The sequence below is a fragment of the Vibrio kasasachensis genome, from assembly GCF_050337565.1.
Classification (GTDB): domain Bacteria; phylum Pseudomonadota; class Gammaproteobacteria; order Enterobacterales; family Vibrionaceae; genus Vibrio; species Vibrio kasasachensis.
The window spans coordinates 23991-47201 of sequence record NZ_JAKJTB010000015.1; the positions used below are offsets into that span (position 1 = coordinate 23991).

At 44.4% G+C, this 23211-nt stretch carries 24 protein-coding genes; 23 read left to right on the forward strand and 1 reads right to left on the reverse strand.

The window, feature by feature from the left end:
* Window positions 1-191 precede the first annotated feature (191 nt).
* The 23 genes from sixA (at window position 192) to L4C38_RS12950 (ending at window position 21574) form a co-directional block, all read left to right on the forward strand.
* Entirely contained in the window at window positions 192-656 is a 465-nt protein-coding gene (sixA, locus tag L4C38_RS12840; RefSeq protein ID WP_428797957.1) for a phosphohistidine phosphatase SixA, read from the forward strand.
* Between the two features lie 112 nt (window positions 657-768).
* Window positions 769-2865 carry a flagellar biosynthesis protein FlhA gene (gene flhA, locus L4C38_RS12845; protein ID WP_428797958.1) on the forward strand — a complete coding sequence of 699 codons (2097 nt, stop codon included), beginning with the start codon at window positions 769-771 and terminating at the stop codon, window positions 2863-2865.
* A 32-nt stretch (window positions 2866-2897) separates the two neighbouring features.
* Complete coding sequence (flhF, locus tag L4C38_RS12850; protein WP_428797959.1) at window positions 2898-4385, forward strand: flagellar biosynthesis GTPase FlhF; 1488 nt, start codon at window positions 2898-2900, stop codon at window positions 4383-4385.
* 9 nt (window positions 4386-4394) lie between these two features.
* Window positions 4395-5282: a MinD/ParA family protein gene (locus L4C38_RS12855; RefSeq protein WP_428797960.1), complete on the forward strand. Its 888-nt coding sequence runs from the start codon at window positions 4395-4397 to the stop codon at window positions 5280-5282.
* Window positions 5275-6009, forward strand: a complete 735-nt coding sequence (locus tag L4C38_RS12860) for an RNA polymerase sigma factor FliA (RefSeq protein ID WP_428797961.1) — start codon at window positions 5275-5277, stop codon at window positions 6007-6009. Before L4C38_RS12855 ends, L4C38_RS12860 begins: the two co-directional genes overlap by 8 nt.
* Window positions 6010-6054: 45 nt before the next feature.
* Window positions 6055-6423, forward strand: a complete 369-nt coding sequence (gene cheY / locus L4C38_RS12865; RefSeq protein ID WP_075649797.1) for a chemotaxis response regulator CheY — start codon at window positions 6055-6057, stop codon at window positions 6421-6423.
* 46 nt (window positions 6424-6469) lie between these two features.
* A complete protein-coding gene (locus tag L4C38_RS12870; RefSeq protein WP_428797962.1) occupies window positions 6470-7192 on the forward strand; it encodes a protein phosphatase CheZ in 723 nt (240 codons plus the stop codon).
* 10 nt (window positions 7193-7202) lie between these two features.
* Window positions 7203-9434: a chemotaxis protein CheA gene (locus tag L4C38_RS12875; RefSeq protein WP_428797963.1), complete on the forward strand. Its 2232-nt coding sequence runs from the start codon at window positions 7203-7205 to the stop codon at window positions 9432-9434.
* Between the two features lie 26 nt (window positions 9435-9460).
* Window positions 9461-10594: a protein-glutamate methylesterase/protein-glutamine glutaminase gene (locus L4C38_RS12880; RefSeq protein ID WP_428797964.1), complete on the forward strand. Its 1134-nt coding sequence runs from the start codon at window positions 9461-9463 to the stop codon at window positions 10592-10594.
* 10 nt (window positions 10595-10604) lie between these two features.
* Window positions 10605-11381: a ParA family protein gene (locus L4C38_RS12885; RefSeq protein ID WP_428797965.1), complete on the forward strand. Its 777-nt coding sequence runs from the start codon at window positions 10605-10607 to the stop codon at window positions 11379-11381.
* Window positions 11374-12447, forward strand: coding sequence for a chemotaxis protein CheW (locus tag L4C38_RS12890; protein ID WP_428797966.1), 1074 nt, complete (start codon window positions 11374-11376; stop codon window positions 12445-12447). The genes L4C38_RS12885 and L4C38_RS12890 overlap by 8 nt, the downstream gene beginning before the upstream one ends.
* 34 nt (window positions 12448-12481) lie before the next feature.
* Window positions 12482-12976: a chemotaxis protein CheW gene (locus L4C38_RS12895; protein ID WP_182108428.1), complete on the forward strand. Its 495-nt coding sequence runs from the start codon at window positions 12482-12484 to the stop codon at window positions 12974-12976.
* Window positions 12976-13464, forward strand: a complete 489-nt coding sequence (locus L4C38_RS12900) for a DUF2802 domain-containing protein (protein ID WP_428797967.1) — start codon at window positions 12976-12978, stop codon at window positions 13462-13464. Before L4C38_RS12895 ends, L4C38_RS12900 begins: the two co-directional genes overlap by 1 nt.
* Window positions 13465-13679: 215 nt before the next feature.
* Window positions 13680-14300 carry a cytochrome c biogenesis heme-transporting ATPase CcmA gene (gene ccmA, locus L4C38_RS12905; protein WP_428797968.1) on the forward strand — a complete coding sequence of 207 codons (621 nt, stop codon included), beginning with the start codon at window positions 13680-13682 and terminating at the stop codon, window positions 14298-14300.
* A 14-nt stretch (window positions 14301-14314) separates the two neighbouring features.
* Window positions 14315-14971 carry a heme exporter protein CcmB gene (gene ccmB / locus L4C38_RS12910; protein WP_428797969.1) on the forward strand — a complete coding sequence of 219 codons (657 nt, stop codon included), beginning with the start codon at window positions 14315-14317 and terminating at the stop codon, window positions 14969-14971.
* A 111-nt stretch (window positions 14972-15082) separates the two neighbouring features.
* The gene (locus L4C38_RS12915) at window positions 15083-15835 is read left to right on the forward strand and encodes a heme ABC transporter permease (RefSeq protein WP_428797970.1); all 753 of its coding nucleotides are present in this window, start codon (window positions 15083-15085) and stop codon (window positions 15833-15835) included.
* A 2-nt stretch (window positions 15836-15837) separates the two neighbouring features.
* Complete coding sequence (ccmD, locus tag L4C38_RS12920) at window positions 15838-16044, forward strand: heme exporter protein CcmD (RefSeq protein WP_428797971.1); 207 nt, start codon at window positions 15838-15840, stop codon at window positions 16042-16044.
* Window positions 16041-16526, forward strand: coding sequence for a cytochrome c maturation protein CcmE (gene ccmE / locus L4C38_RS12925; protein ID WP_428797972.1), 486 nt, complete (start codon window positions 16041-16043; stop codon window positions 16524-16526). The genes ccmD and ccmE overlap by 4 nt, the downstream gene beginning before the upstream one ends.
* Complete coding sequence (locus L4C38_RS12930) at window positions 16523-18481, forward strand: heme lyase CcmF/NrfE family subunit (RefSeq protein WP_428797973.1); 1959 nt, start codon at window positions 16523-16525, stop codon at window positions 18479-18481. The genes ccmE and L4C38_RS12930 overlap by 4 nt, the downstream gene beginning before the upstream one ends.
* A complete protein-coding gene (locus tag L4C38_RS12935) occupies window positions 18482-19033 on the forward strand; it encodes a DsbE family thiol:disulfide interchange protein (protein ID WP_428797974.1) in 552 nt (183 codons plus the stop codon).
* Entirely contained in the window at window positions 19033-19509 is a 477-nt protein-coding gene (locus L4C38_RS12940) for a cytochrome c-type biogenesis protein (RefSeq protein ID WP_428797975.1), read from the forward strand. Before L4C38_RS12935 ends, L4C38_RS12940 begins: the two co-directional genes overlap by 1 nt.
* Window positions 19509-20726, forward strand: coding sequence for a c-type cytochrome biogenesis protein CcmI (ccmI, locus tag L4C38_RS12945; RefSeq protein ID WP_428797976.1), 1218 nt, complete (start codon window positions 19509-19511; stop codon window positions 20724-20726). The genes L4C38_RS12940 and ccmI overlap by 1 nt, the downstream gene beginning before the upstream one ends.
* A gap of 77 nt (window positions 20727-20803) precedes the next feature.
* Window positions 20804-21574 carry an MlaA family lipoprotein gene (locus L4C38_RS12950; protein ID WP_428797977.1) on the forward strand — a complete coding sequence of 257 codons (771 nt, stop codon included), beginning with the start codon at window positions 20804-20806 and terminating at the stop codon, window positions 21572-21574.
* 236 nt (window positions 21575-21810) lie between these two features.
* Here L4C38_RS12950 and L4C38_RS12955 read toward each other — a convergent pair whose 3' ends face one another.
* Window positions 21811-23079: an outer membrane protein transport protein gene (locus tag L4C38_RS12955; RefSeq protein WP_428797978.1), complete on the reverse strand. Its 1269-nt coding sequence runs from the start codon at window positions 23077-23079 to the stop codon at window positions 21811-21813.
* Window positions 23080-23211: the final 132 nt, after the last annotated feature.

Consider the following 23211-nt stretch of genomic DNA (forward strand, 5'->3'; position numbering starts at 1 on the left):
GCTATCGAGCATTGATTTGTTAGGCTCGTCAGGGCTTACTTGGCACATATTGAAACAAAAACGCGTTGTTTATCTTTAAGATTGTTAAGAAAGTCTGAGTCTTTGGCAAGTTACTTGATATAATTAATTTTATTATTGATGCCCAGAATAATCGGTGAGACCAGTGGAGTACTCACGTTACAGGAAAAATTATGAAAATCGTGATTATGCGTCATGGTGAAGCAGAAACATTCGCTCAAACTGATGCCGAGCGAGCGTTAACTAGCTTTGGTCGGACCGCTTCAAAAGATGTTGCTCAGCGCTGTACTCAGCACGGCGTAACGCAGTTTGATAAGGTGTTAGTTAGCCCTTACAAAAGAGCGAAGCAAACCTGGCAAGAGCTTGAAGATATCTTTGATGCGAAAGGTGTAGTGTTGTGCGAAGACATTACTCCTTACGGAGATTCTGTAACCGTCGCTGATTTTTTACAGGCATTGATTGAAGTCGAAAGTTTAGATTCAGTTTTACTTGTTTCGCATTTACCACTAGTTGGTTACCTGACAGCTGATTTGGTGGCTGATATTTCGCCTCCGATGTTCCCACCTTCAGGTATGGTCTGTATTGATTACGATGTAGATAAACGCTGTGGTGAAATACTGTGGAACCTCAAACCGTAACAATTTAAATGAAAAAGCGACATATATTTGACTTTTTGGGTGGACTAAAACTTGCATAAATGGCTAACTACCTGTGCTAACAAAATAATTTAGTTGTATCAGTCCCTGATTTATGAAGTTTACTCTACCATTTACGGATAAGTTACCTCCGTTACCTCAACGAGCAATGCCTGCGATTGGCGCCCCTATAATGGTGCTGTCAACGCTGGGTATGATAGTGCTGCCTATGCCAGCCTTTCTGCTCGATCTGTTTTTTACTTTTAACATCGCTATATCCATGGTGGTGTTGTTGGTGACTGTCTATACTCGACGTCCGCTTGATTTCGCCGCTTTCCCCACAGTACTGCTTATAGCTACATTACTTCGTTTGGCACTGAACGTTGCCTCTACGCGAGTGGTGTTACTGTATGGTCATGAAGGTCCAGGCGCAGCTGGTAACGTGATTGAGGCGTTTGGTAATGTTGTAATTGGTGGTAACTACGCGGTTGGTTTAGTTGTGTTCCTTATCCTTATGATCATTAACTTCATGGTTGTAACTAAAGGTGCAGGGCGAATATCGGAAGTAAGTGCCCGCTTTACGTTAGATGCGTTACCTGGTAAGCAGATGGCAATCGATGCGGATTTAAATGCCGGTTTGATTGATCAAGATCAGGCTCGGACTCGTCGCCAAGAAGTGACCAAAGAAGCTGACTTCTATGGTTCAATGGACGGTGCATCCAAATTCGTAAAAGGTGATGCTATCGCCGGTATATTGATTTTATTTATCAATATTATTGGTGGTCTTTCAATCGGCATGGCTCAGTACGGTCTGGGCTTCTCCGAAGCGATGCAAATCTACACGCTACTAACAATTGGTGATGGTCTAGTGGCACAAATACCATCGCTATTGCTCTCTATCGGCGCTGCTATGATGGTAACGCGTCAGAATACTGATGAAGACATGGGGCAACAACTTGTCTTTCAGCTATTCGACAATCCAAAAGCATTGATGATCACTGCCGGTATCCTATTTATCATGGGTATCGTGCCGGGCATGCCTCATTTCTCCTTCTTGTTTCTTGCTGCAATGGCTGGTGCTGGCGCCTATTGGATTCAACGCAAACAGAAAAAGAAAACAGAACAAAAAACCAACCTTCCAGCCACTCAATCTGCCGAGCCTTCGACACCGAAAGAGCTTTCTTGGGAAGATGTTCAACCGGTCGATATCATTGGCTTAGAAGTGGGTTACCGCTTGATCCCACTGGTTGACCGTGATCAAGGTGGTGAATTATTGGAGCGTGTGAAAGGGGTACGCAAGAAATTATCGCAAGATTTTGGCTTCTTGATCCCTGCTGTTCATATTCGAGACAACCTCGAGCTTACGCCCAATAGCTACCGAATTACACTAATGGGCGTTGCCGTTGGCGAAGCTGAAATTCGCCCTGATCAAGAGTTGGCTATTAATCCAGGTCAGGTATATGGTGTGATTGAAGGTGAACCGACGATTGATCCAGCTTTTGGGCTTGAAGCGGTCTGGATTCGTGAAGAGCAAAGAGAACACGCTCAGGCATTAGGCTATACCGTGGTTGATTCATCAACAGTTTTGGCGACACACTTGAGCCAGCAACTGACTAACAACGCTTCGCAGTTGATTGGCCACGAAGAAGTACAGAACTTGCTTGAAATGCTCGGGCGTAGTACTCCAAAATTAGTTGAGAGCTTTGTTCCGGATCAGCTTCAGCTGGGTATCGTCGTAAAAGTGTTGCAAAATCTACTCAATGAAGGTGTACCGATACGAGATATACGGACAATTGTTCAAACCCTGTCTGAATATTCATCAAAGAGTCAAGAACCTGACATTTTGACCGCGGCAGTGCGAATAGCCCTTAAGCGACTTATTGTACAAGAAATCAATGGTATAGAGCCGGAGCTACCAGTTATTACTCTCATTCCTGAGCTGGAACAAATCTTGCATCAAACTATGCAAGCTTCGGGGGGAGAGTCAGCCGGAATTGAACCAGGACTAGCAGAGCGTCTGCAGGTTTCATTGAGTCAAGCAACTCAAGAGCAAGAGCTTAGAGGTGAAGCAGCAGTATTGCTGACATCGGGCGTGCTTCGTTCAACTCTCGCTAAATTTGTAAAGAATACGATCCCATCGTTGCGTGTGCTCTCGTACCAAGAGATCCCGGATGAAAAACAAATCCGAATTGTGCAAGCGGTGGGTAACTAAATCCTGTTACTAACCAATAACGGATATCGATTTTGAAAATTAAACGATTTTTTGCTAAAGACATGCGAACAGCTCTGCTTCAAGTGAAGGAAGAGCTAGGTTCTGACGCTGTGATCATGTCGAATAAAAAAGTCGCTGGTGGTGTAGAAATTGTAGCGGCAGTGGATGGTGATTCATCCGCAGCGCAAGCTAATGGAAGTTACAATACTCAACCTCGTACGACACCATCACAAGTGTCTCCTAGTTTGGCGGCACATACAGCATCCCGCAGTTTGGATAACGACCGCGTCAGCCTTAACTCTAGTGCGGAGACCGGTCATACCATGACCAAGCGATTTGCTAGCATGTTGAAACAGTACAGCAATAATCGTCCTGGTTACGATGAGTCTGAAGAAACACCAGGTGAAGACTCACTAACGGCTTTGTTAAAACGTCAGTCATCGCATCGTACGCAAGGGCATGATGTCAAACTGAAGGAAGATTCACCTCTAGCGCGTCTTATTGCAGAAGATAGACGTATAGAGAGACCGAAGCCTCAACTGGACCCATCGCGCTATGAGCGTGGAAATTCAAATACCTCTCGAGATCAGGCTGTCTCACCGGAAGAATTAACAGATATGCGCGAAGAGATGACTTCTATTCGTCGATTGTTAGAACATCAAGTTTCCGGTCTTATGTGGCAAGAAGTTGAGCGACGCGAGCCGCTACGAGCCATGTTGATAAAGCGACTTGAGAGAATGGGACTATCGTTAGAGTTGGCTGATCAACTGGCTTGCTATATTCCAGAAGATACGCCGCCGAAGAAAGCATGGAAAGCATTGCTTGGCTTGGTGGCAGATCAGATCCCTATCTCCAAACAAGATATTTTAAAACGTGGCGGTATTGTCGCCCTCTTAGGACCGACTGGTGTAGGTAAAACAACGACGGTAGCGAAGTTGGCTGCGCGAGCTGCAATGGAGTTTGGTTCTGATAACGTCGCCTTAGTAACAACAGACACTTACCGCATCGGCGCACACGAACAATTGGCTATTTATGGCAGAATTATGGGTTGTCCTGTAAAAGTTGCTAAAGATTCCAACGAGTTAGCCGATGTAATATATCAATTACGCCATCGCCGCCTTGTTTTAGTTGATACTGCGGGCATGGGGCAGCGAGATGTTCGCCTTTCAGAACAGCTTGATACGTTAATGCAAGAGAGTGGAGAAATGATTCACAGTTACCTTGTATTACCAGCAACAGCACAGCGTAAAGTGTTACAAGAAACCATTGACCATTTTAAACGCATTCCTCTTTCGGGCTGTATCATGACAAAACTTGATGAGTCACTTAGCTTAGGAGAGTTTGTTAGCGTTGTAGTGCAAAATGCACTGCCAGTGGCTTATATCGCGAATGGACAGCGCGTACCCGAAGATATCGTCATTGCTCAGCCTAAATATATGGTGGCTAAAGCGAATGATTTACTTGAGAAATCGGCGGACGATGAACCGCACTATTGGAATAGTGAAGCAGAGAGGTTCTAGGCGGCGATGATGACAGAGAATATGATACAAGACCAAGCTAGCGGATTAAGGCGTTTAACCCAGCCATCACTAACTAAAGTTATTTCTGTAACTGGCGGTAAAGGTGGTGTGGGTAAATCTAATGTCACACTCGGGCTTGCAATATGCATGGCTCGGCAAGGCAAGAAAGTCATGGTTTTGGATGCCGATTTGGGTTTGGCTAATGTCGATATCATGCTTGGCATTCGACCAAAACGTAACCTGGGACATGTGTTGGCAGGTGAATGTGATCTAGTCGATGCGATTGTTGAAGGTCCACACGGTATTAGGATTATTCCAGCGACTTCAGGCACCCAGTCGATGACTGAGTTATCCCACGCACAACATGTGGGACTGATTCGTGCGTTTGGTAGCCTAGAAGACGAGATGGACGTGCTACTTATTGATACGGCAGCTGGTATCTCAGACATGGTGATAAGTTTTTCACGAGCGGCACAAGATGTGGTTGTGGTCGTCTGTGATGAACCAACTTCTATCACTGATGCTTACGCTCTCATCAAACTGCTGAGTAAAGAACATCAAGTTCAGCGCTTCAAAATCGTTGCAAATATGGTCAGAAGTTACCGTGAAGGACGAGAATTGTTTGCAAAGTTGACCTTAGTCACAGAGAGATTCTTGAATGTGAGCCTTGAACTAGTCGCATGTATCCCACTAGATGATAAAGTTCGCCAAGCTGTGAAACGACAAAAAATTGTGGTGGATGCATTTCCACGCTCACCTGCCGCATTAGCGATAGGATCGTTAGCAAATAAAGCCATTACTTGGCCAATACCGAAAGCGCCAAGTGGGCATCTGGAATTTTTCGTCGAACGTTTACTAAATCGACCAACACCATTAGAGGAACCATTTGGTGAATAAGGCGTTGACCTATGACCAACACGGAAATCATAACAGTCAAAGAGTATTCCTAGAGAAGTACTCTGTACTTGTGAAGCGTATTGCTCATCACTTGCTTGGCCGTTTGCCTCCGAGTGTTCAGGTTGAAGATCTTATCCAAGCGGGAATGATTGGTCTTCTTGAAGCGCAGAAAAATTACGATGGCAGCAAAGGGGCGAGTTTTGAGACCTATGCTGGAATACGTATCCGTGGAGCTATGCTTGATGACATTCGTCGTGGAGACTGGGTACCGCGTTCGGTACATAAACACAGCCGTGAAATTAATCAGGCTATCGCGATTTTGGAAGGGCAATTTAAACGAGACCCTACAGATGCTGAAGTGGCGAATTATGTGGGTATGTCCTTGTCTCAGTACCATACGGTTCTGACTGATATCAACTGCTCTCGTTTGGTAGGGATTGAAGACTTAGGTGTATCGGAAGATGTAATAACTTCTGGTGGCACTGATGAAGAAAATGCACCTTTTCAAGGTGTTGCTGATGAATACTTTAGGAATGCTCTGGTAGAATCGATAAAATCATTACCTGAGCGAGAAGCTTTAGTTCTATCTCTTTATTACGATGAAGAGTTGAATTTGAAAGAAATCGGTGAAGTCATTGGAGTTAGCGAATCACGCGTTAGCCAAATACTAAGCCAATCAATGCAACGCCTGCGCACAAAATTAAGTGCGTGGACAAACAATGACTAAAAATCACTGACATCATAATCAGTGGAGGCAATTTTGAATAAAAACATGAAAATCTTGATTGTTGATGACTTTTCAACAATGCGCCGTATCGTTAAAAACCTACTTCGTGATTTGGGTTTTAATAACACCCAAGAAGCGGATGATGGTTTAACTGCATTGCCTATGCTCAAGAAGGGCGATTTTGATTTCGTTGTTACAGACTGGAACATGCCCGGTATGCAAGGTATCGACTTGCTTAAGCATATCCGTGCCGACCAAGAGCTGAAGCATCTACCTGTACTTATGATCACGGCTGAAGCAAAGCGTGAACAAATCATTGAGGCAGCTCAAGCTGGCGTAAATGGCTATATCGTAAAACCATTTACTGCGGCAACGCTAAAAGAGAAGTTAGATAAAATCTTCGAGCGTTTATAGTCAAGTAGTCGACTATGTTGTTTTGGGCGAAAAAGGCCATATAGGAATGATTTCATTAGAACAGGCAAAACAACTCGTTGAGCTTTTGGAATGTGGTAAGCAACAAGACGCGGATGACCTCGTTAAAGGCATTTACGACATACCAAGCGAACCTATGCTGCAAGAGATAGGTGCGCTGACTCGCGATTTGCATGAATCGATTAAACAGTTTCATCTTGATGAGCGAATTTCACAGCTTGCCAATGACGAAATCCCGGATGCACGGGATCGCCTTCAATACGTTATTGAAAAGACTGAAGTCGCAGCGAATCAAACAATGGATGCAGTTGACCGCTGCATGCCAATAGCAGATAACTTACATGATGGTTTACTTCAAGTCAGACCACAATGGAATCAGTTGATGCATGGCAAGATAGACCTGAGTGAGTTTAAAGCGCTTTGTCACCGTATCGACGACCTATTAGGCAGTGTTGAAGGTAACAGTAGCGAGTTACGTAGCTTACTGACAGATATCTTAATGGCGCAAGGCTTCCAAGACCTAACTGGGCAAATAATTGGTCGAGTGATTGAGCTAGTTAACGAAGTTGAAATGCGACTCGTTGATATACTTACAGTTTTTGGTCAAAATCAGTTGGAAGAAGACTTATCCAATAACAAGAATAAAGCATCAACCGAAGCGGAAGGACCGATTATCAATCCCCTTCAAAGGGATGATGCGGTTTCATCGCAAGACGAAGTAGACGACTTACTCTCCAGTCTTGGGTTTTAGAGGTTAACTTATGAGCTACGATTTAGACGAAGATATTCTTCAGGACTTTTTAGTTGAGGCGGGGGAAATCTTAGAGCTACTTTCTGAACAGTTAGTAGAACTGGAAAATAACCCGAATGACAAGGATTTGCTCAACGCTATCTTCCGTGGTTTTCACACGGTTAAGGGCGGAGGCGGCTTCTTAAGCCTTACCGAACTTGTTGATACTTGTCATGGTGCGGAGAATGTGTTTGATATTCTTCGAAACGGACAGCGTGAAGTAACTGCAAGTCTTATGGATACAATGCTTAAAGCACTTGATACCGTGAATGCGCAGTTCAAAGCAGTACAAGATCTTGAGCAGATGGAAGCCGCGGATCAGTCACTTCTAGATGAACTTCATCGTCTAAGCAAACCTGCTTCAGAAGACGAAGTAGCCGTAGCTCCAGTTGAACCTGAAATTATTATTGAAGAGCCAGCAGTTATTATTGAAGAGCCAGCAGTTATTGTTGAAACGCCAGCGGTTGCAGCACCGAGCGCTCAAGTGGATGTGGGTTCTATTGATGAAATTACCCAAGATGAATTCGAAAAATTACTCGATGAATTGCATGGTGTAGGTACGGCTCCAAATGCTCATACAACACCAGTTGCACCAGTAGTAACTCCGACAGCACCAGCGCCACAGTCTGTTAGCGAGACTGGCGATATTACTGATGATGAGTTTGAGAAGCTTCTTGATGAACTTCACGGTGTCGGACAAGGTCCAGCAAACAAAGAAGAGGCAGTGCCGGTAGCGCCAGCGGCACCAACACCAGCCGCTTCCATTGATGAAGATTTAATGTCAGATGATGAGTTCGAAAAATTACTCGATCAACTACATGGTCAAGGCAAAGGTCCAACGCTTGAAGAGCTAGAAGCTGCAACTAAGCCAGCGGTGTCGAATGTGGCTCCTCAGTTGGATCCTGTTGTTGCTCCAGTTGCTGTTGCAACGCCTGCGCCAGCACCTGTTTCTGCGCCAGTAGTAAAAACAGAAGCCAATGTTCCAGCCAAGAAAGACGCTGCGCCACCAGCTAAGAAACCACAAGTAGAAGCAACGGTACGTGTTGACACATCAACTCTTGATATCATCATGAACATGGTGGGTGAGTTGGTATTGGTTCGCAACCGTTTGTTAAGCCTTGGATTAAATAGCAGCGACGAAGAAATGTCGAAAGCGGTTTCGAATCTTGATGTTGTTACTGCTGATCTGCAAGGCGCAGTAATGAAAACGCGCATGCAGCCAATCAAAAAGGTATTTGGTCGTTTTCCTCGTGTGGTACGTGATCTTGCGAGAACCCTGAATAAAGACATCACGCTTGAAATGCGTGGTGAAGATACGGATTTAGATAAGAACTTGGTAGAAGCGTTGGCTGACCCACTAATTCACTTGGTTCGTAACTCGGTTGATCATGGTATCGAAATGCCGGAAGATCGTGTGAAAGCAGGTAAATCTCGTACTGGTAAAGTAATCTTATCGGCGGCGCAAGAAGGTGACCATATCCAACTAGCCATTGTTGATGATGGCGGCGGTATGGATCCTGACGTTCTGCGCGGTATCGCTGTGAAACGCGGCATGATGGATGAAGATGCAGCTTCTCGTTTAACTAACAAAGAGTGCTTCAATCTAATCTTTATGCCTGGTTTCTCAAGCAAAGAGAAAATCTCAGACATTTCTGGTCGCGGTGTTGGTATGGACGTTGTTAAAACGGCGATAAATACCCTAAACGGCTCGATTGATATTGATTCAGAGATGGGCAAGGGTACGCAAATCTCAATCAAAGTGCCATTGACTCTCGCAATCTTGCCAACCTTAATGGTTGGTGTTGGTGGCAACCCATTTGCATTACCTTTAGCGAGTGTGAACGAGATATTCCACTTAGACCTAAGCCGCACTAATGTGGTTGATGGTCAGTTAACGATTATTGTACGTGAAAAGTCTATCCCATTGTTCTACCTACAGAACTGGTTGTCGCCACGCTCTTCAACGGTGGAGCAACGTAAAGGGCATGGTCACGTCGTGATAGTACAGTTGGGAAGCCAACGCGTAGGTTTTGTTGTTGATACCTTAATCGGGCAAGAAGAAGTAGTGATCAAACCACTAGATAACTTATTGCAAGGTACACCGGGTATGGCAGGTGCGACCATTACAAGTGATGGGCACATCGCCTTGATCTTGGATGTACAAAACCTGTTAAAACGCTACGCAGCTGCATCACGAATCTAGATCGTTAAGTATTAAAAAGGGATATCATGGCAATACGAGTTTTAGTAGTTGACGATTCAAGCTTTTTCCGTCGTCGAGTTAGCGAGATTATTAATTCGGACACTCGACTAGAGGTGATTGATATCGCGACCAACGGCAAAGAAGCCGTAGAAAAAGCGCTGAAAATTAAGCCTGACGTGATCACTATGGATATTGAAATGCCAGTTATGGATGGTATTACTGCCGTTCGTGAAATTATGGCATCGAATCCAATTCCGATTTTAATGTTTTCTTCGTTGACTCACGATGGTGCTAAAGCGACTTTAGACGCGCTAGATGCAGGCGCGTTAGATTTTTTACCGAAAAAATTTGAAGATATCGCCCGTAATCGCGATGAAGCCGTAAGTCTATTGCAACAACGAGTAATACAAATCGCGTCACGTCGTAGTTTTTTACGTCGTCCTGTTGCGCCTAGAGTGGCTCCGACTGCGGCGCCGTTAGATCGCACGGCGGCACGTTCTACAGTTTCAGCATTGTCACGCCCCGCAGCAGTTCCTGTTGCGCGAGCGCCAGCGGCAACGACACGCTTTAAAGCAAGTGGTAAAAAGTATCAATTAACTGCTATTGGCACCTCAACCGGTGGACCGGTCGCACTACAAAAAATATTGACCAAATTACCAGCTCACTATCCTCACCCGATTTTGCTTATTCAACATATGCCGGCAACATTTACCGCAGCATTCGCAAGTCGTCTGAACTCGCTGTGTAAGATCCAAGTGAAAGAAGCGGCTGACGGTGATGTTTTAAAACCGGGTGTTGCATACTTAGCCCCAGGTGGTAAGCAAATGATGGTTGAAGGGCGTGCCGGGAATGCGAAATTGCGCATCATCGACGGTGGTGACCGAATGAATTACAAACCTTGTGTGGATGTATCTTTCGGTAGTGCGGCGAAAGTCTATGCTGACAAAGTCCTATCTATGGTGTTAACCGGAATGGGAGCTGACGGTCGTGAAGGTGCGCGCATGCTAAAAAATGCGGGTGCAACGATTTGGGCACAAGACGAAGAAAGCTGTGTTGTATACGGCATGCCTCAAGCAGTGGCAAAAGAGGGTATTTCAACAGAAGATCTACCTCTAGAACGTATTGCTGAACGTATGTTGGTCGAAGTAGGCCTAGCGTAGAGGTGAGGCTATGATCGTTTGGAGTATTGCAAACCAAAAAGGCGGTGTTGGTAAAACGACAACCACCATCACTTTAGCGGGTTTGCTTAGCAAGCAAGGAAAGAAAGTTTTGTTGGTCGATACCGATCCTCATGGCTCTCTTACAACGTATTTGGGCTTTGACTCAGACCACGTGCCATCAAGCTTGTTTGATCTGTTTCAGGTCCAAGAGTTCACAGAAAAAACAGTTATGCCGCTAGTGATGGACAGTGATATCCCGGGAATCGACATTATTCCGGCGCATATGTCTTTGGCGACGCTAGATCGTGTTATGGGTAATCGAAGCGGGATGGGGCTGATATTGAAGCGAGCTTTGATGGCAATTAAAGACCGTTATGACTATGTGTTGATTGATTGTCCGCCTATTTTGGGTGTGATGATGGTTAATGCATTGGCTGCAAGTCACCGAATTCTTATTCCTGTCCAAACTGAATTTCTGGCGATGAAAGGCTTGGAACGGATGGTTCGCACGCTAGCGATCATGCAAAAGTCACGTAGTAAGCCATTTAAAGTCACTATTGTGCCAACGATGTATGACAAACGAACTCGTGCATCGTTGCAGACATTACAGCAACTTAAGAAAGATTATCCAAGCCAAGTTTGGTCGTCAGCGGTACCGATCGATACCAAATTTAGAGACGCGAGCTTAAAACATTTACCAGTGTCGCATTTTGCCTCAGGTAGCCGAGGTGTATTTGCTTATAAACAGTTGCTACTTCATCTAGAGAGGTTAGCGATTAATGAGTGAAGACACGCTACTCTCTAGCGAACAAGCTTTAGACAACTACTTTACCTCACTATTAAGTGAGGATGAAGAGTTGCAGGCGCTTGTTACCCAAGATGTAGATGAAACAATCTTTGCAGAGCCAGAGCCAGAGCCAGAGCCAGAGCCAGAGCCAGAGCCAGAGCCAGAGCCAGAGCCAGAGCCAGAAGTTTTAGATTACTATCAATTTGAGCCTAAGGTGCAGTCGTTAGAGCCGAAGAGCTTTTTCCACGCCACAACTGCTGAAATTGAAGTTCCGAATTTGGAAGATGTCGAAAGGTTGCTTAAGCAACTTGAAGCGTCAAACTCAGTAGAAGATTTGCAACTTGCTAGCGTGATGGATCAAAACACGCTAGAAATAGCCCAAGCTGTATCGACTCTTCAACAAGAAGAAGAGATTCAAGAGTGGGATTTAGATCCTTATGTAACACCAGAGAGTATTGAAAGCGCGGTAGAGCCAGTCGTTGAGGTCGAGACTATTGTCGAGACTGAAACAGTGGAAGAGGCAGCAGTTGAACAAGCTGCTGAGCTAGCGCCTCAAGTAGAGCTTGAAACTCAGTCTGGGGCAAGTTTTGTCAAAGATTGGACTAGCACTAAACGTGAGCAGGATTTTCAGGTTCTCTATTTTGATGTTAATGGTGTCACGTTCGCAGTTCCTCTTGATGAACTGGGAGGAATTCATAGGTTGGCAGAGCTTAATCATTTAATCGGTCGACCAGAATGGTATTTAGGTCTGCAAACAAGCAGAGAGTTACAGCTTGATGTTGTTGATACCGCAAAGTGGGTCATGGCAGAGAAGCTAACAGATGATAGTTATCGAGAACAATATCAGCATGTTGTGATGCTTGGTGGAAGTCTGTGGGGACTAGCCTCTACTCAATTAATGGGAACAGAGCTACTTAACACAGAAAAAGTTCGCTGGCGTGAAATGGCGGGCAAAAGACCATGGCTAGCTGGTATGGTTAAAGAAAAAATGTGCGCTTTGATCCATGTTGAAGCATTGATCGCTATGCTAAATGCTGGACTTGATGTAAAAGCATTAGATAAATAGTAATGTGCCCTAAAAGGCTTAGAGAGGATAAGGTATGTCTCATACTAGCGAAGTAGAAATGAGAAAAGAACAGTCAAATGACGAAGTCCTTCAGTGGGTGACGTTCCAGTTAGAAGAAGAAACGTACGGCATTAATGTAATGCAAGTTCGCGAAGTACTTCGCTATACGGAAATAGCGCCTGTTCCAGGTGCTCCTGACTACGTTCTAGGCATCATTAACCTTCGTGGTAACGTAGTGACAGTGATTGATACTCGTTCACGCTTTGGTTTGATGGAAGGCGAGATCACAGATAACACGCGTATTATTGTCATTGAGTCAGAGCATCAAGTTATTGGTATCTTAGTGGATAGCGTAGCTGAAGTGGTTTACCTACGTTCATCTGAAATTGATACCACACCAAGTGTTGGGACAGATGAAAGTGCTAAGTTTATCCAAGGTGTAAGTAACCGCGAAGGTAAGCTTCTGATCTTGGTTGATCTTAATAAACTTCTTTCAGATGACGAATGGGATGAGATGGCTCATCTATAATGGATATTAGCTGGATCACTGATGCTCCTGCAGTCGCAGGGGCAGTTGCGTTTATATCACTTGTGTTCTTATTGGTCGTGTTACGCTCCAAGCGAACACAACGTCAGGCCGCTGAGAATTCTCGGCAGCAGCATCGCCATTTGGAACGAGAACTTCAAAAAGCCAATAAACAACTTCTAGAAGTACGTTCAGTGGTTGTGGGTCTCGGTCAAAAGGTGAGTGAGCAAGAAGACATCATTCAACATCTTGTTGGAAGGATTAAAGATCTGGAACAAGCGGATGGTGATGGGCGGCTTTATTCTAGAGCGACGAAGATGGTCCAGTTAGGCGCAGATTTAAATGAGCTAATCGAAGAGTGTGAACTGCCAAAAGCAGAAGCTGAACTTATGCTTTCATTACAAAATAAGTTGGCGGGTCGCGAAAAGATCCCACCTCTAGAAGGTATGCCTGACCAGTCATTTAAGCCTCGGCGCAATATTCATAAATAATTAAAAAAGGATGCTATATGCATCCTTTTTTATTGTTGGAAGCCTAATTTATAAGTAATTATTTCCAGTTGTGAATGTTTGGTGTTAATTAATGCACACTGTGATGAATTATTAACAACTTCTTACGTAGTTTCGTGACTCGTAAAGCGCATTCACTATGTTGTAGAAAAACGGCTGTGGTAATATAAACGTCTACGTTTTTATAGTGGTCGCCAATGCTAGAAGTAAAACAATTAACCGCAATTCGTGATGAAAGAATTTTGTTCGAATCCCTGTCTTTTAGCATAGGCAGTGGAGATTTGGTGCAAATTGAAGGTCGCAATGGTACCGGTAAAACAACTCTGTTGCGTATTGTAGCAGGCTTAGGTGACCGTGATGATGGTGAGATTTTCTGGAACGATGAGAGTATTGAATCGAATCGTGATAGCTATCATCAAGATCTGTTGTTTTTAGGTCACCAAACAGGGGTCAAGCGAGAGTTAACCGCGTATGAAAATCTGCGCTTTTATATTTCGGTTCATACAAACCAACCTGCCGATAGGGCAACCATTTATCAAGCGTTAGTCAAAGTTGGTTTGGCAGGTAGAGAAGATGTACCTGTCGCTCAGTTATCTGCGGGGCAGCAACGTCGTGTTGCTTTAGCTCGTCTTTGGTTAAGTAACCACAAATTATGGATACTTGACGAGCCTTTGACCGCAATTGATAAACAGGGTGTAAAAGTCTTAGAAGCTCTGTTTCTAAATCACGCAGAGCAGGGTGGTATTGTCGTGTTAACGACGCACCAAGACATGTTTGCTGATAATCCTAAATTACGAAAAATAAAACTAGGTGGTTAACAGTGCTTGCCCTAATGAATAACATCATCCACCGAGAATTGTTGATTGCTTATCGTCGACAAGCAGATATTTTTAATCCACTTTGGTTTTTTATCATAGTCATTACCCTTTTCCCTCTTAGTATTGGACCTGAGCCAAATCTACTTGCACGTATTGCTGCGGGGATTGTTTGGGTTGCAGCATTGTTATCTGCGCTACTCTCTTTAGAGAGACTTTTTCGTGATGACTACCAAGACGGCGCATTAGAACAGATGATGCTGTTGCCTATTCCTTTGCCTTTGGTAGTGATGTCAAAGGTGATTGCTCATTGGTTATTAACTGGTTTGCCGTTGATTGTCATTAGTCCACTGCTCGCGGTGTTGCTATCGCTTGATTTTGATACATGGCTGGCGGTTGTTTTAACCTTATTAGTGGGTACACCTACATTGAGTTTTATCGGCGCAATTGGCGTTGCGCTGACGGTAGGATTGCAAAAAGGTGGCGTTTTGCTTAGTTTGCTTATCTTGCCGCTTTATATCCCGATTTTGATATTTGCTACGTCTGCGATTGATGCTGCATCACTTGGTATGGCGTACAACGGACAACTAGCCATATTAGGCGCAATGTTTATGGGGGCACTAACTTTAACGCCATTCGCGATTAGTGCCGCATTGCGAGTAAGTGTTAATTAGTTGTTTTCGATCAAGCACGAAAATTTCCCAGATTATAAATTACACGCTATTAAAATCGAGAGTTTGACTACTCGATAACATAATAAAATGAAGTGAAGAGTGAGACCGACAATGTGGAAATGGCTCCATCCATATGCAAAACCTGATTCAGCTTATCGCCTATGTGGCAAGTTGTTACCCTGGTTTTCTATTCTAGCCTTTGCCTGCCTATCGGTAGGTACCGTTTGGGGGTTAGCATTTGCGCCTTCAGATTATCAACAAGGTGATAGTTTCAGGATTATATACATCCATGTACCTTCTGCTATTTGGTCAATGGGTGTATACATGTCGATGGCTATTGCCGCCTTTATCGGTTTGGTATGGCAAATTCGTATATCGAATATGGCGGCTCTAGCTATGGCGCCGATTGGTGCGGTATTTACCTTTATTGCCCTTTTGACTGGTGCGGTTTGGGGTAAACCTATGTGGGGTGCTTGGTGGGTATGGGATGCTCGCTTAACATCAGAGCTGATCCTGCTATTTTTGTACTTAGGTGTTATCGCCCTTTATCACGCATTTGATGATCAAAAAACAGCGGCGAAAGCTGCAGGTATTTTGGCGATGGTGGGTGTGATTAACTTACCGATTATTCATTTCTCGGTCGAATGGTGGAATACCCTGCACCAAGGTGCAACGATTACCAAGTTTGACCAGCCTTCAATTTCAAACGACATGCTATGGCCACTGCTATTAAACATTTTTGGTTTTGCATTCTTCTTTGGTGCACTAACGTTGATCCGCTTACGTAATGAAATCATTAGCAAGGAAAGCCATCGACCTTGGGTGATTGAAATGTCAACTCGTCTTACTCAGAGAGGTAACTAACCATGCATTTTGATTCTTTGAGCGATTTCTTTGCTATGGGTGGCTACGCCGCTTACGTATGGGGAGCATTTGGTATCACTTTTTTCGCGATGATTGCGTTGCTAATTACTAGTGTCCGCCGTCATTCATCTCTACTTAATGAAGTTCAGGATAAAGTGGCTCGTCAAGCTCGTATTGATGCCGCTAAGAATTTGGAGAACATTCTATGAACCCAAGACGTAAAAAGAGGCTCGCTATTGTTCTAGCCATAGTTCTTGGTATTGGCTCTACCATCGGTCTAATGATTTATGCATTAGGACAGAATATGGACTTGTTCTACACCCCTACCGAGCTAGTATTAGGAAAACCTGATGGTTCTAAACCGTACGTTGGGCAACGCTTACGTATTGGCGGAATGGTTGTGGAAGACTCGGTAAAACGTGATTCTGAATCACTGAGAGTGACATTTAAGCTGCATGATGTAGGACCGAAAGTGACCATTTTGTACGATGGCATTTTGCCCGATCTTTTCCGTGAGGGGCAGGGCATTGTGGCACAAGGCGTATTGGTGGATGCAACAACAGTGGAAGCTTTTGAAGTGCTAGCAAAGCATGATGAAGAATACATGCCACCAGAGATTGCAGAAGCGATGGAAAAAAACCATACGCCACTTGATTATTCTGAACAACAAAAACAAGGAAGCAGTCAATGATAGCTGAAATTGGCCACTTTGCGCTGATCGTATCGCTAGCGATGGCAGCGCTACTCAGCGTTTTGCCCTTGGTAGGAGCTTCCAAAAATAATACTGTATTAATGAATACTGCTCGTCCTCTTTCATGGGCAATGTTCCTTTTACTGGCGTTCTCATTTTGTATTTTGTTGTGGGCGTTTTATACCAATGACTTTACGGTCAGCTACGTAGCGAATAACTCCAACACTCAGTTACCTTGGTACTACCGACTCACCGCAGTTTGGGGTGCTCACGAAGGTTCATTGTTACTTTGGGTTCTCATCCAAGCAGGTTGGACGGTTGCTGTAGCGTCATTTAGCCGTGGAATGCCGCAAGAATCGGTTGCTCGTGTACTCGCCGTGATGGGTATGATCAGTGTCGGTTTCCTGCTGTTCGTTATTCTGACTTCGAACCCATTTTTACGTACGTTACCATTCTTCCCTGTTGACGGACGCGACCTTAACCCATTGCTGCAAGATCCGGGTTTGATTATTCACCCACCAATGCTGTATATGGGCTACGTGGGCTTTTCGGTGGCTTTCTCATTTGCGATTGCATCGCTAATGACTGGTCGTTTAGATACCGCTTGGGCGCGTTGGTCTCGTCCTTGGACAACTGCAGCATGGCTGTTTCTTACGTTAGGTATCGCACTTGGCTCTTGGTGGGCATATTACGAACTCGGCTGGGGTGGCTGGTGGTTCTGGGATCCAGTAGAAAACGCGTCATTCATGCCTTGGCTAGCGGGTACCGCTCTAATGCACTCATTGGCTGTCACCGAAAAACGTGGCACGTTCAAAGCTTGGACGGTTTTGCTGGCGATCTCTGCATTCTCACTAAGCTTATTAGGCACCTTCCTAGTTCGCTCAGGTATTCTAGTTTCAGTGCACGCGTTCGCGTCTGATCCGTCACGTGGCATGTTTATTCTAGGTTTCCTTGTGTTTGTGATTGGTGGCTCGCTCCTGTTATTTGCAATAAAAGGCGCAGCAGTTCGTGTTCGCGGTAATTTTGACTTAATCTCGCGTGAGAACGCATTACTGACTAATAACATATTGCTTATGGCAGCTTTAGTTGTGGTGTTAGTGGGTACATTGCTACCCCTTGTACATAAACAGCTTGGGTTGGGCTCGGTTTCTATCGGTGCGCCATTCTTTGATATGTTGTTTGCATGGTTGATGATCCCATTCGCATTTGTTTTGGGTATTGGTCCTCTAATTCGTTGGAAACGTGACAACCTATCAAGCCTTGCTAAACCAATGGCAGTCTCAGCGGTTGTTTCAGCTGTTCTCGCTGGCTTATTTAACTGGATATACTCGGACTATTTCGTCTTTATGACCTATCTAGGTTGGCTGATGGCGATGTGGATTGTGGTTATGCACTGTTTCGAGCTTTATCAGCGCGCCACTCACCGCCATAGTTTCCTTACTGGTGTTGGTAAGTTGCAGCGCAGCCATTGGGCAATGATGCTTGGTCACATCGGTCTTGCTGTATCAATTATTGGTATTGCGATGGTGCAAACACACAGTGTTGAACGTGACGTTCGTTTAGCGCCGGGTGAGAACTTCCAACTTGATGAGTACAATTTCTACTTTTCAGCTTTGCGTGACAAAGATGGTCCGAACTACGATGGTTACATCGCTGATTTCGAGATTACTTTAGATGGTAAGTACATAAATACGCTACATGCAGAGAAACGCTTCTACCGCACAGCTCGCTCTATGATGACCGAAGCGGCCATTGATCGTAGCTTAACGCGTGATCTTTACATTGCGATGGGTGATCGCCTTGATGATAATAAGTCATGGGCGATACGTATTTACTACAAACCATTTGTAAACTGGATTTGGGCAGGTTCTATTATTATGTCATTGGGCGGTGCCATCGCGATCAGCGATAGACGTTACCGCTTTAGAAAAAATGCCAACAAGCAGGAGGCATAAATGAACAAGAAACTTTTATTTATCCCGCTGGTTGTATTTTTAGCATTGGCGGCAGTATTTACGACTCAATTGGTACGCAACGCAGAAGGTGACGACCCAACCAAGTTAGAGTCAGTATTGATTGGTAAAACAGTGCCAGAGTTCCGTCTAGAAGATTTGGCGGAACCGGGTAAGTTGTACGACCAAGCTATTTTTAAAGGCGAGCCTTTGCTGCTAAACGTGTGGGCAACTTGGTGCCCTACTTGTTATGCAGAACACCAATATTTAAATACCTTGGCTGGTGAAGGGGTAAAGATTATTGGTCTTAACTATAAGGATGAGCGTGACAAAGCGGTTGGGTGGTTAAACGATCTAGGCAACCCTTACTTGATCAGTTTGTTTGACGGTAATGGTATGTTAGGTCTCGATCTTGGTGTTTACGGTGCTCCTGAAACTTTCCTCATTGATGCCAATGGTATCATTCGTTACCGTCATGTTGGTGATGTCAATCCGCGTAACTGGAAAGAAAAACTCGAGCCTATGTATCAGCAATTGGTAGCGGAGGCAAAATAATGAAGAAATGGTTTATTGCGTTCTTCGTAGCCGCAACATTTTCAATGGCGGCACAAGCAACAATTGAAGTGTATGAGTTTGAAAACCTGCAGCAAGAGCAGCAGTTTAAAGAGCTTGGTAATACATTGCGCTGTCCCAAATGTCAAAACAATACTATCGCAGACTCCAATGCTGAATTGGCTCAAGATTTACGCCACAAAGTGTATGAGATGACTAAACAAGGCAAATCGAAAGACGAGATCGTCGATTACATGATTGCCCGTTACGGAAATTTCGTTACTTACAATCCACCTTTTACTGTCGCAACTTCAATCTTATGGTTGGGTCCGTTAGCAGTGGTTTTATTTGGCTTTGGCATCATTATTATGCGCAGTCGTAAAACCAAAAAAGTGGCAACAGATGAAAAATGGGATCAAAACAAAGAACAGCGTCTAAAAGCGCTGTTGGATGAAGAAAACAACGGAGATAAGCAGTAATGACTCTATTTTGGATTTCTTCTATCGTTCTTATTGCTCTCAGTTGTGTACTGGTTGCTCTGCCTTTTATTCAGAAAAAAGATAACATAGATGAAGCACTGCGTGACGAGTTAAACAAAGCACTCTATAAAGATCGCATTTCTGAACTTGAAGAAGAAACGGAAGAAGGTTTAGTGGCAGATCAGCAAGAGTTGATTGATGATCTTAAACAATCACTGTTGGATGACATCCCTACGGAAAAACAAGCCTCTGAAAATACACAGCTTAACCCGTGGGTAGTGATTATCCCTTCAATGTTACTCACCATTGGGTTGAGTTATGGTCTTTATGCGAAATTTGGTGCGGCGGAAGATGTACAGCAATGGCAACAAGTTACCTCAAATTTACCTGCTTTATCAAAGAAGCTGATGTCTCCGGAAGGTGCGTCTTTAAGCGATGATGAGATGCAAGATCTAACATTGGCTTTGCGTACTCGCCTTCATTACGAACCAAGTGATGCAACAGGTTGGTTGTTACTTGGTCGAATAGCGTTAGCAAACCGCGATGTTGAGACCGCCATTGGTGCAATGAACAAAGCGTATCGACTTAAGTCTGACGACCCAGACATTATGTTGGGCTATGCTCAATCGTTGATGATGTCTCAAGACGAAGTTGACCAAGATACGGCTCGTGCAACACTGGGCAAGCTAGTTCAACGCAACTATATGGATGTGCGTGTATTCTCTTTGTTAGCTTTTGATGCTTATGAGCGTAAAGACTTCGCAGCAGCTGTGCGTTACTGGAGCATTATGCAACAGATGATTGGTCCACAAGATGAGCGTTATGAAATGCTGTCGCGCAGTATTGAAAATGCTCAGAAACAAATGGGGTCAAACGCTGAAGGCAATAAATCGGTTTCTGTAGCGATCAATTTAGCGCCACAGGTATCGGCAAACCCTAATGCTGCATTAATCGTCTCTGTTCATCGTGCTGATGGCTCACCAATGCCAGTAGCTGCAGCGCGTTATCCGTTGGGATCTTTCCCACGTACCATTGTACTTGATGATGGTAACAGCATGATACAAGGGCAGAAATTATCACAGTTAGAACAGTTTTTAGTGCGTGTTCGTATAGATAACGATGGTAATGTTGCGACCAAAGAAGGCGACTGGTATGGTGAGAGCCACCCCGCTAAAATGGGGCAAGCGGTAGAGGTTATCGTAGATACACAGTATTAATATTTGGTGTTAATAAGCACTAAATATCAGTAAACTAAGGCCGGAAACTCACCGGCCTTTTTCATGGAATAAGAATAATGAAGAGCCTTAAGCCAAAGGTATGGACATCGCTTCTATCTGCATTGTTGCTTGCTGGTTGTGCCAGTGCACCAGACAGTGACTTAGACAGCGATCTTAACGCATCACACGTTAGTGACCCATTTGAAGGTTTTAACCGTTCAATGTGGGCGATTAACTATGACTACCTCGACCCCTACGTCGTTCGCCCTGTTTCTCTTGCCTATGTTGGTTACACGCCACGTCCTGTTCGTCTTGGTATCTCAAACTTTTTAAGTAACCTTGATGAGCCAGCTAGCATGGTTAACAATCTAGTGATGGGCAATGGTGGTAAAGCGTTTGACCATTTCAATCGTTTTTTGATCAACAGTACGTTCGGTCTGCTTGGTTTGATTGATATTGCTTCAGACGCAGGTATTACTGATCACAATGAGAAAGCGCTAGGCGATGCGCTGGGTCATTACGGAGTGGGTAACGGACCTTATGTGATGGTGCCGGGTTATGGCCCTTGGACTGTGCGTGAAACTGCGGATTTCGCTGATGGCATGTACGTACCACTGTCACTGCTGAACTTCTGGGCAGGGTTAGGAAAGTGGGCATTTGAAGGCATGGAAACTCGTGCTTCTTTGGTAACACAAGAAGCAATGCTTGAAAACTCGCCCGATCCATATGCACTTACTCGTGAAGTGTATATTCAGCATCAAGATTTCAAAGCTGAAATTGAGAGTAAGCAGCAAGAAATTGATCACGACGAAGAAGCTTATCTAGATGAGTATTTAGAAGATCTTTAATCGAAATCTGATACTTTTGATCCTCAGGTGAAGCAAACGCAACAAACGAAAAAGGCTTGGATAAATCCAAGCCTTTGTTATCTATACCCAAAAAACTTGAAGATGCAGGTAGGCGGCAAGTAAGAAAGTCCCCTGAGCATAGGTGAACTATGTGATTGGGGTGCACAAATACAGCCAACACCGCTGCAGCTTCAAGTATAACGGGTATATTAATCTAATAATTTGTTAGCTCAAGCTTAGAACTTGTAGTTCGCTTGTACACCCACTAGCCAAATGCTGCCAGATACTTCGCCTTCAAATGTGCCACCGAAAGCGTCTGCTTTTGGATCGCTTTCATGCATTTTGGCATCTTTAGCGATAATGTAAGTAAAGCCCGCATCCAGTGTAAGTTGCTCAGACCATTGGTAACCAGCACCAATACTTAGCCATAGGCGGTCGGTTTCTGGAATGGTTGCAGTGCGGTGCTCTTCACTTACAGCTGAGGTGTCATACGCCACGCCTGTACGAAGTTGTAGCTTATTGCTGTATTGGTACGTTGAACCAATCGCAAAGCGGTAGTTATCTTCCCAGTTTTCTTCTTTGATATCTTGTGAACTAGCAGACCCGAACTCTGGGATATTAGCAACCAACTCTTTAAAGCTGCTCCAATCTGTCCAATTGATGCTGGTATGGATGGCGACTTTGTCATTTAGCTGATGATAAGTTGCTAGCTCAGCCGTTGCTGGCAAAGCGAGGTTCATTGAGCCTGCATATTGAGCCTTAGGCACTGGGGCATCCGAGAGGAAACCAAGTCCTTTTGCATGCCCTTCTAACGTCAGATCAACTTCTGATTTATAAGTAAAACCGATACGGTTAGTTTCGTTAACCTGCCAAACTGTACCTACTTGCCATGCAAAAGCAGTATCGTCACCTTCCATGTATTTAAGTGTTGTGCCAGTAGGCAGTGTATCTGTTGCTGTAGCTCCGAAACTACCTTCCGCCTGTACAATACGCAGACCGCCACCAATACTTACCGCTTCTGTTAACTGGTAGGCAGCATTCAGGTTAGCTTCCATTGAAATGACACTGGCTTCGTTGCCGTGGTTTGCACCACGAAAGTCTTTGCCTAAGTCGGTTTCCATACCGTAGTTGGTACCCAGCGCAAAGCCTAGTGCAAATTTGTCATTGTACTTATGCGAAACATAGAAGTTGGGGATCACAGCATCATGAGCGAAATCAGATGAACTCGCTGGAGTTGTACCACCGCTGGTGCCGTCGATATCAATATTAGGATCTACATAAATAGCGCCTACAGAAATTTGAGTCCCTTCTAGGTAGGTTAGCAACGCAGGGTTACGCCATTGTGAGCTTGCGTTGTCAGCCATTGCTGCTTCACCCGCGTATGCACGACCTAAGCCCGTCGCTGAGTATTCTGCTAGTTGGAAGCCAGCGGCGTTAACAGTTGCTGAAGCTGACATTAAACCACATGCCACTGCAAGTGATAGGAGAGACTTATTTGTTTTCATTGTAATGTTCGCTGAATATGATTTGACTCGATGCAGGGATGTTAAATTTAGAGTAAAAACTTTAAAAATAAAAAACACAACAAATGACGTTTTCGAGATTAAATTCTTTAAATAATCATTGTTGCGATATAA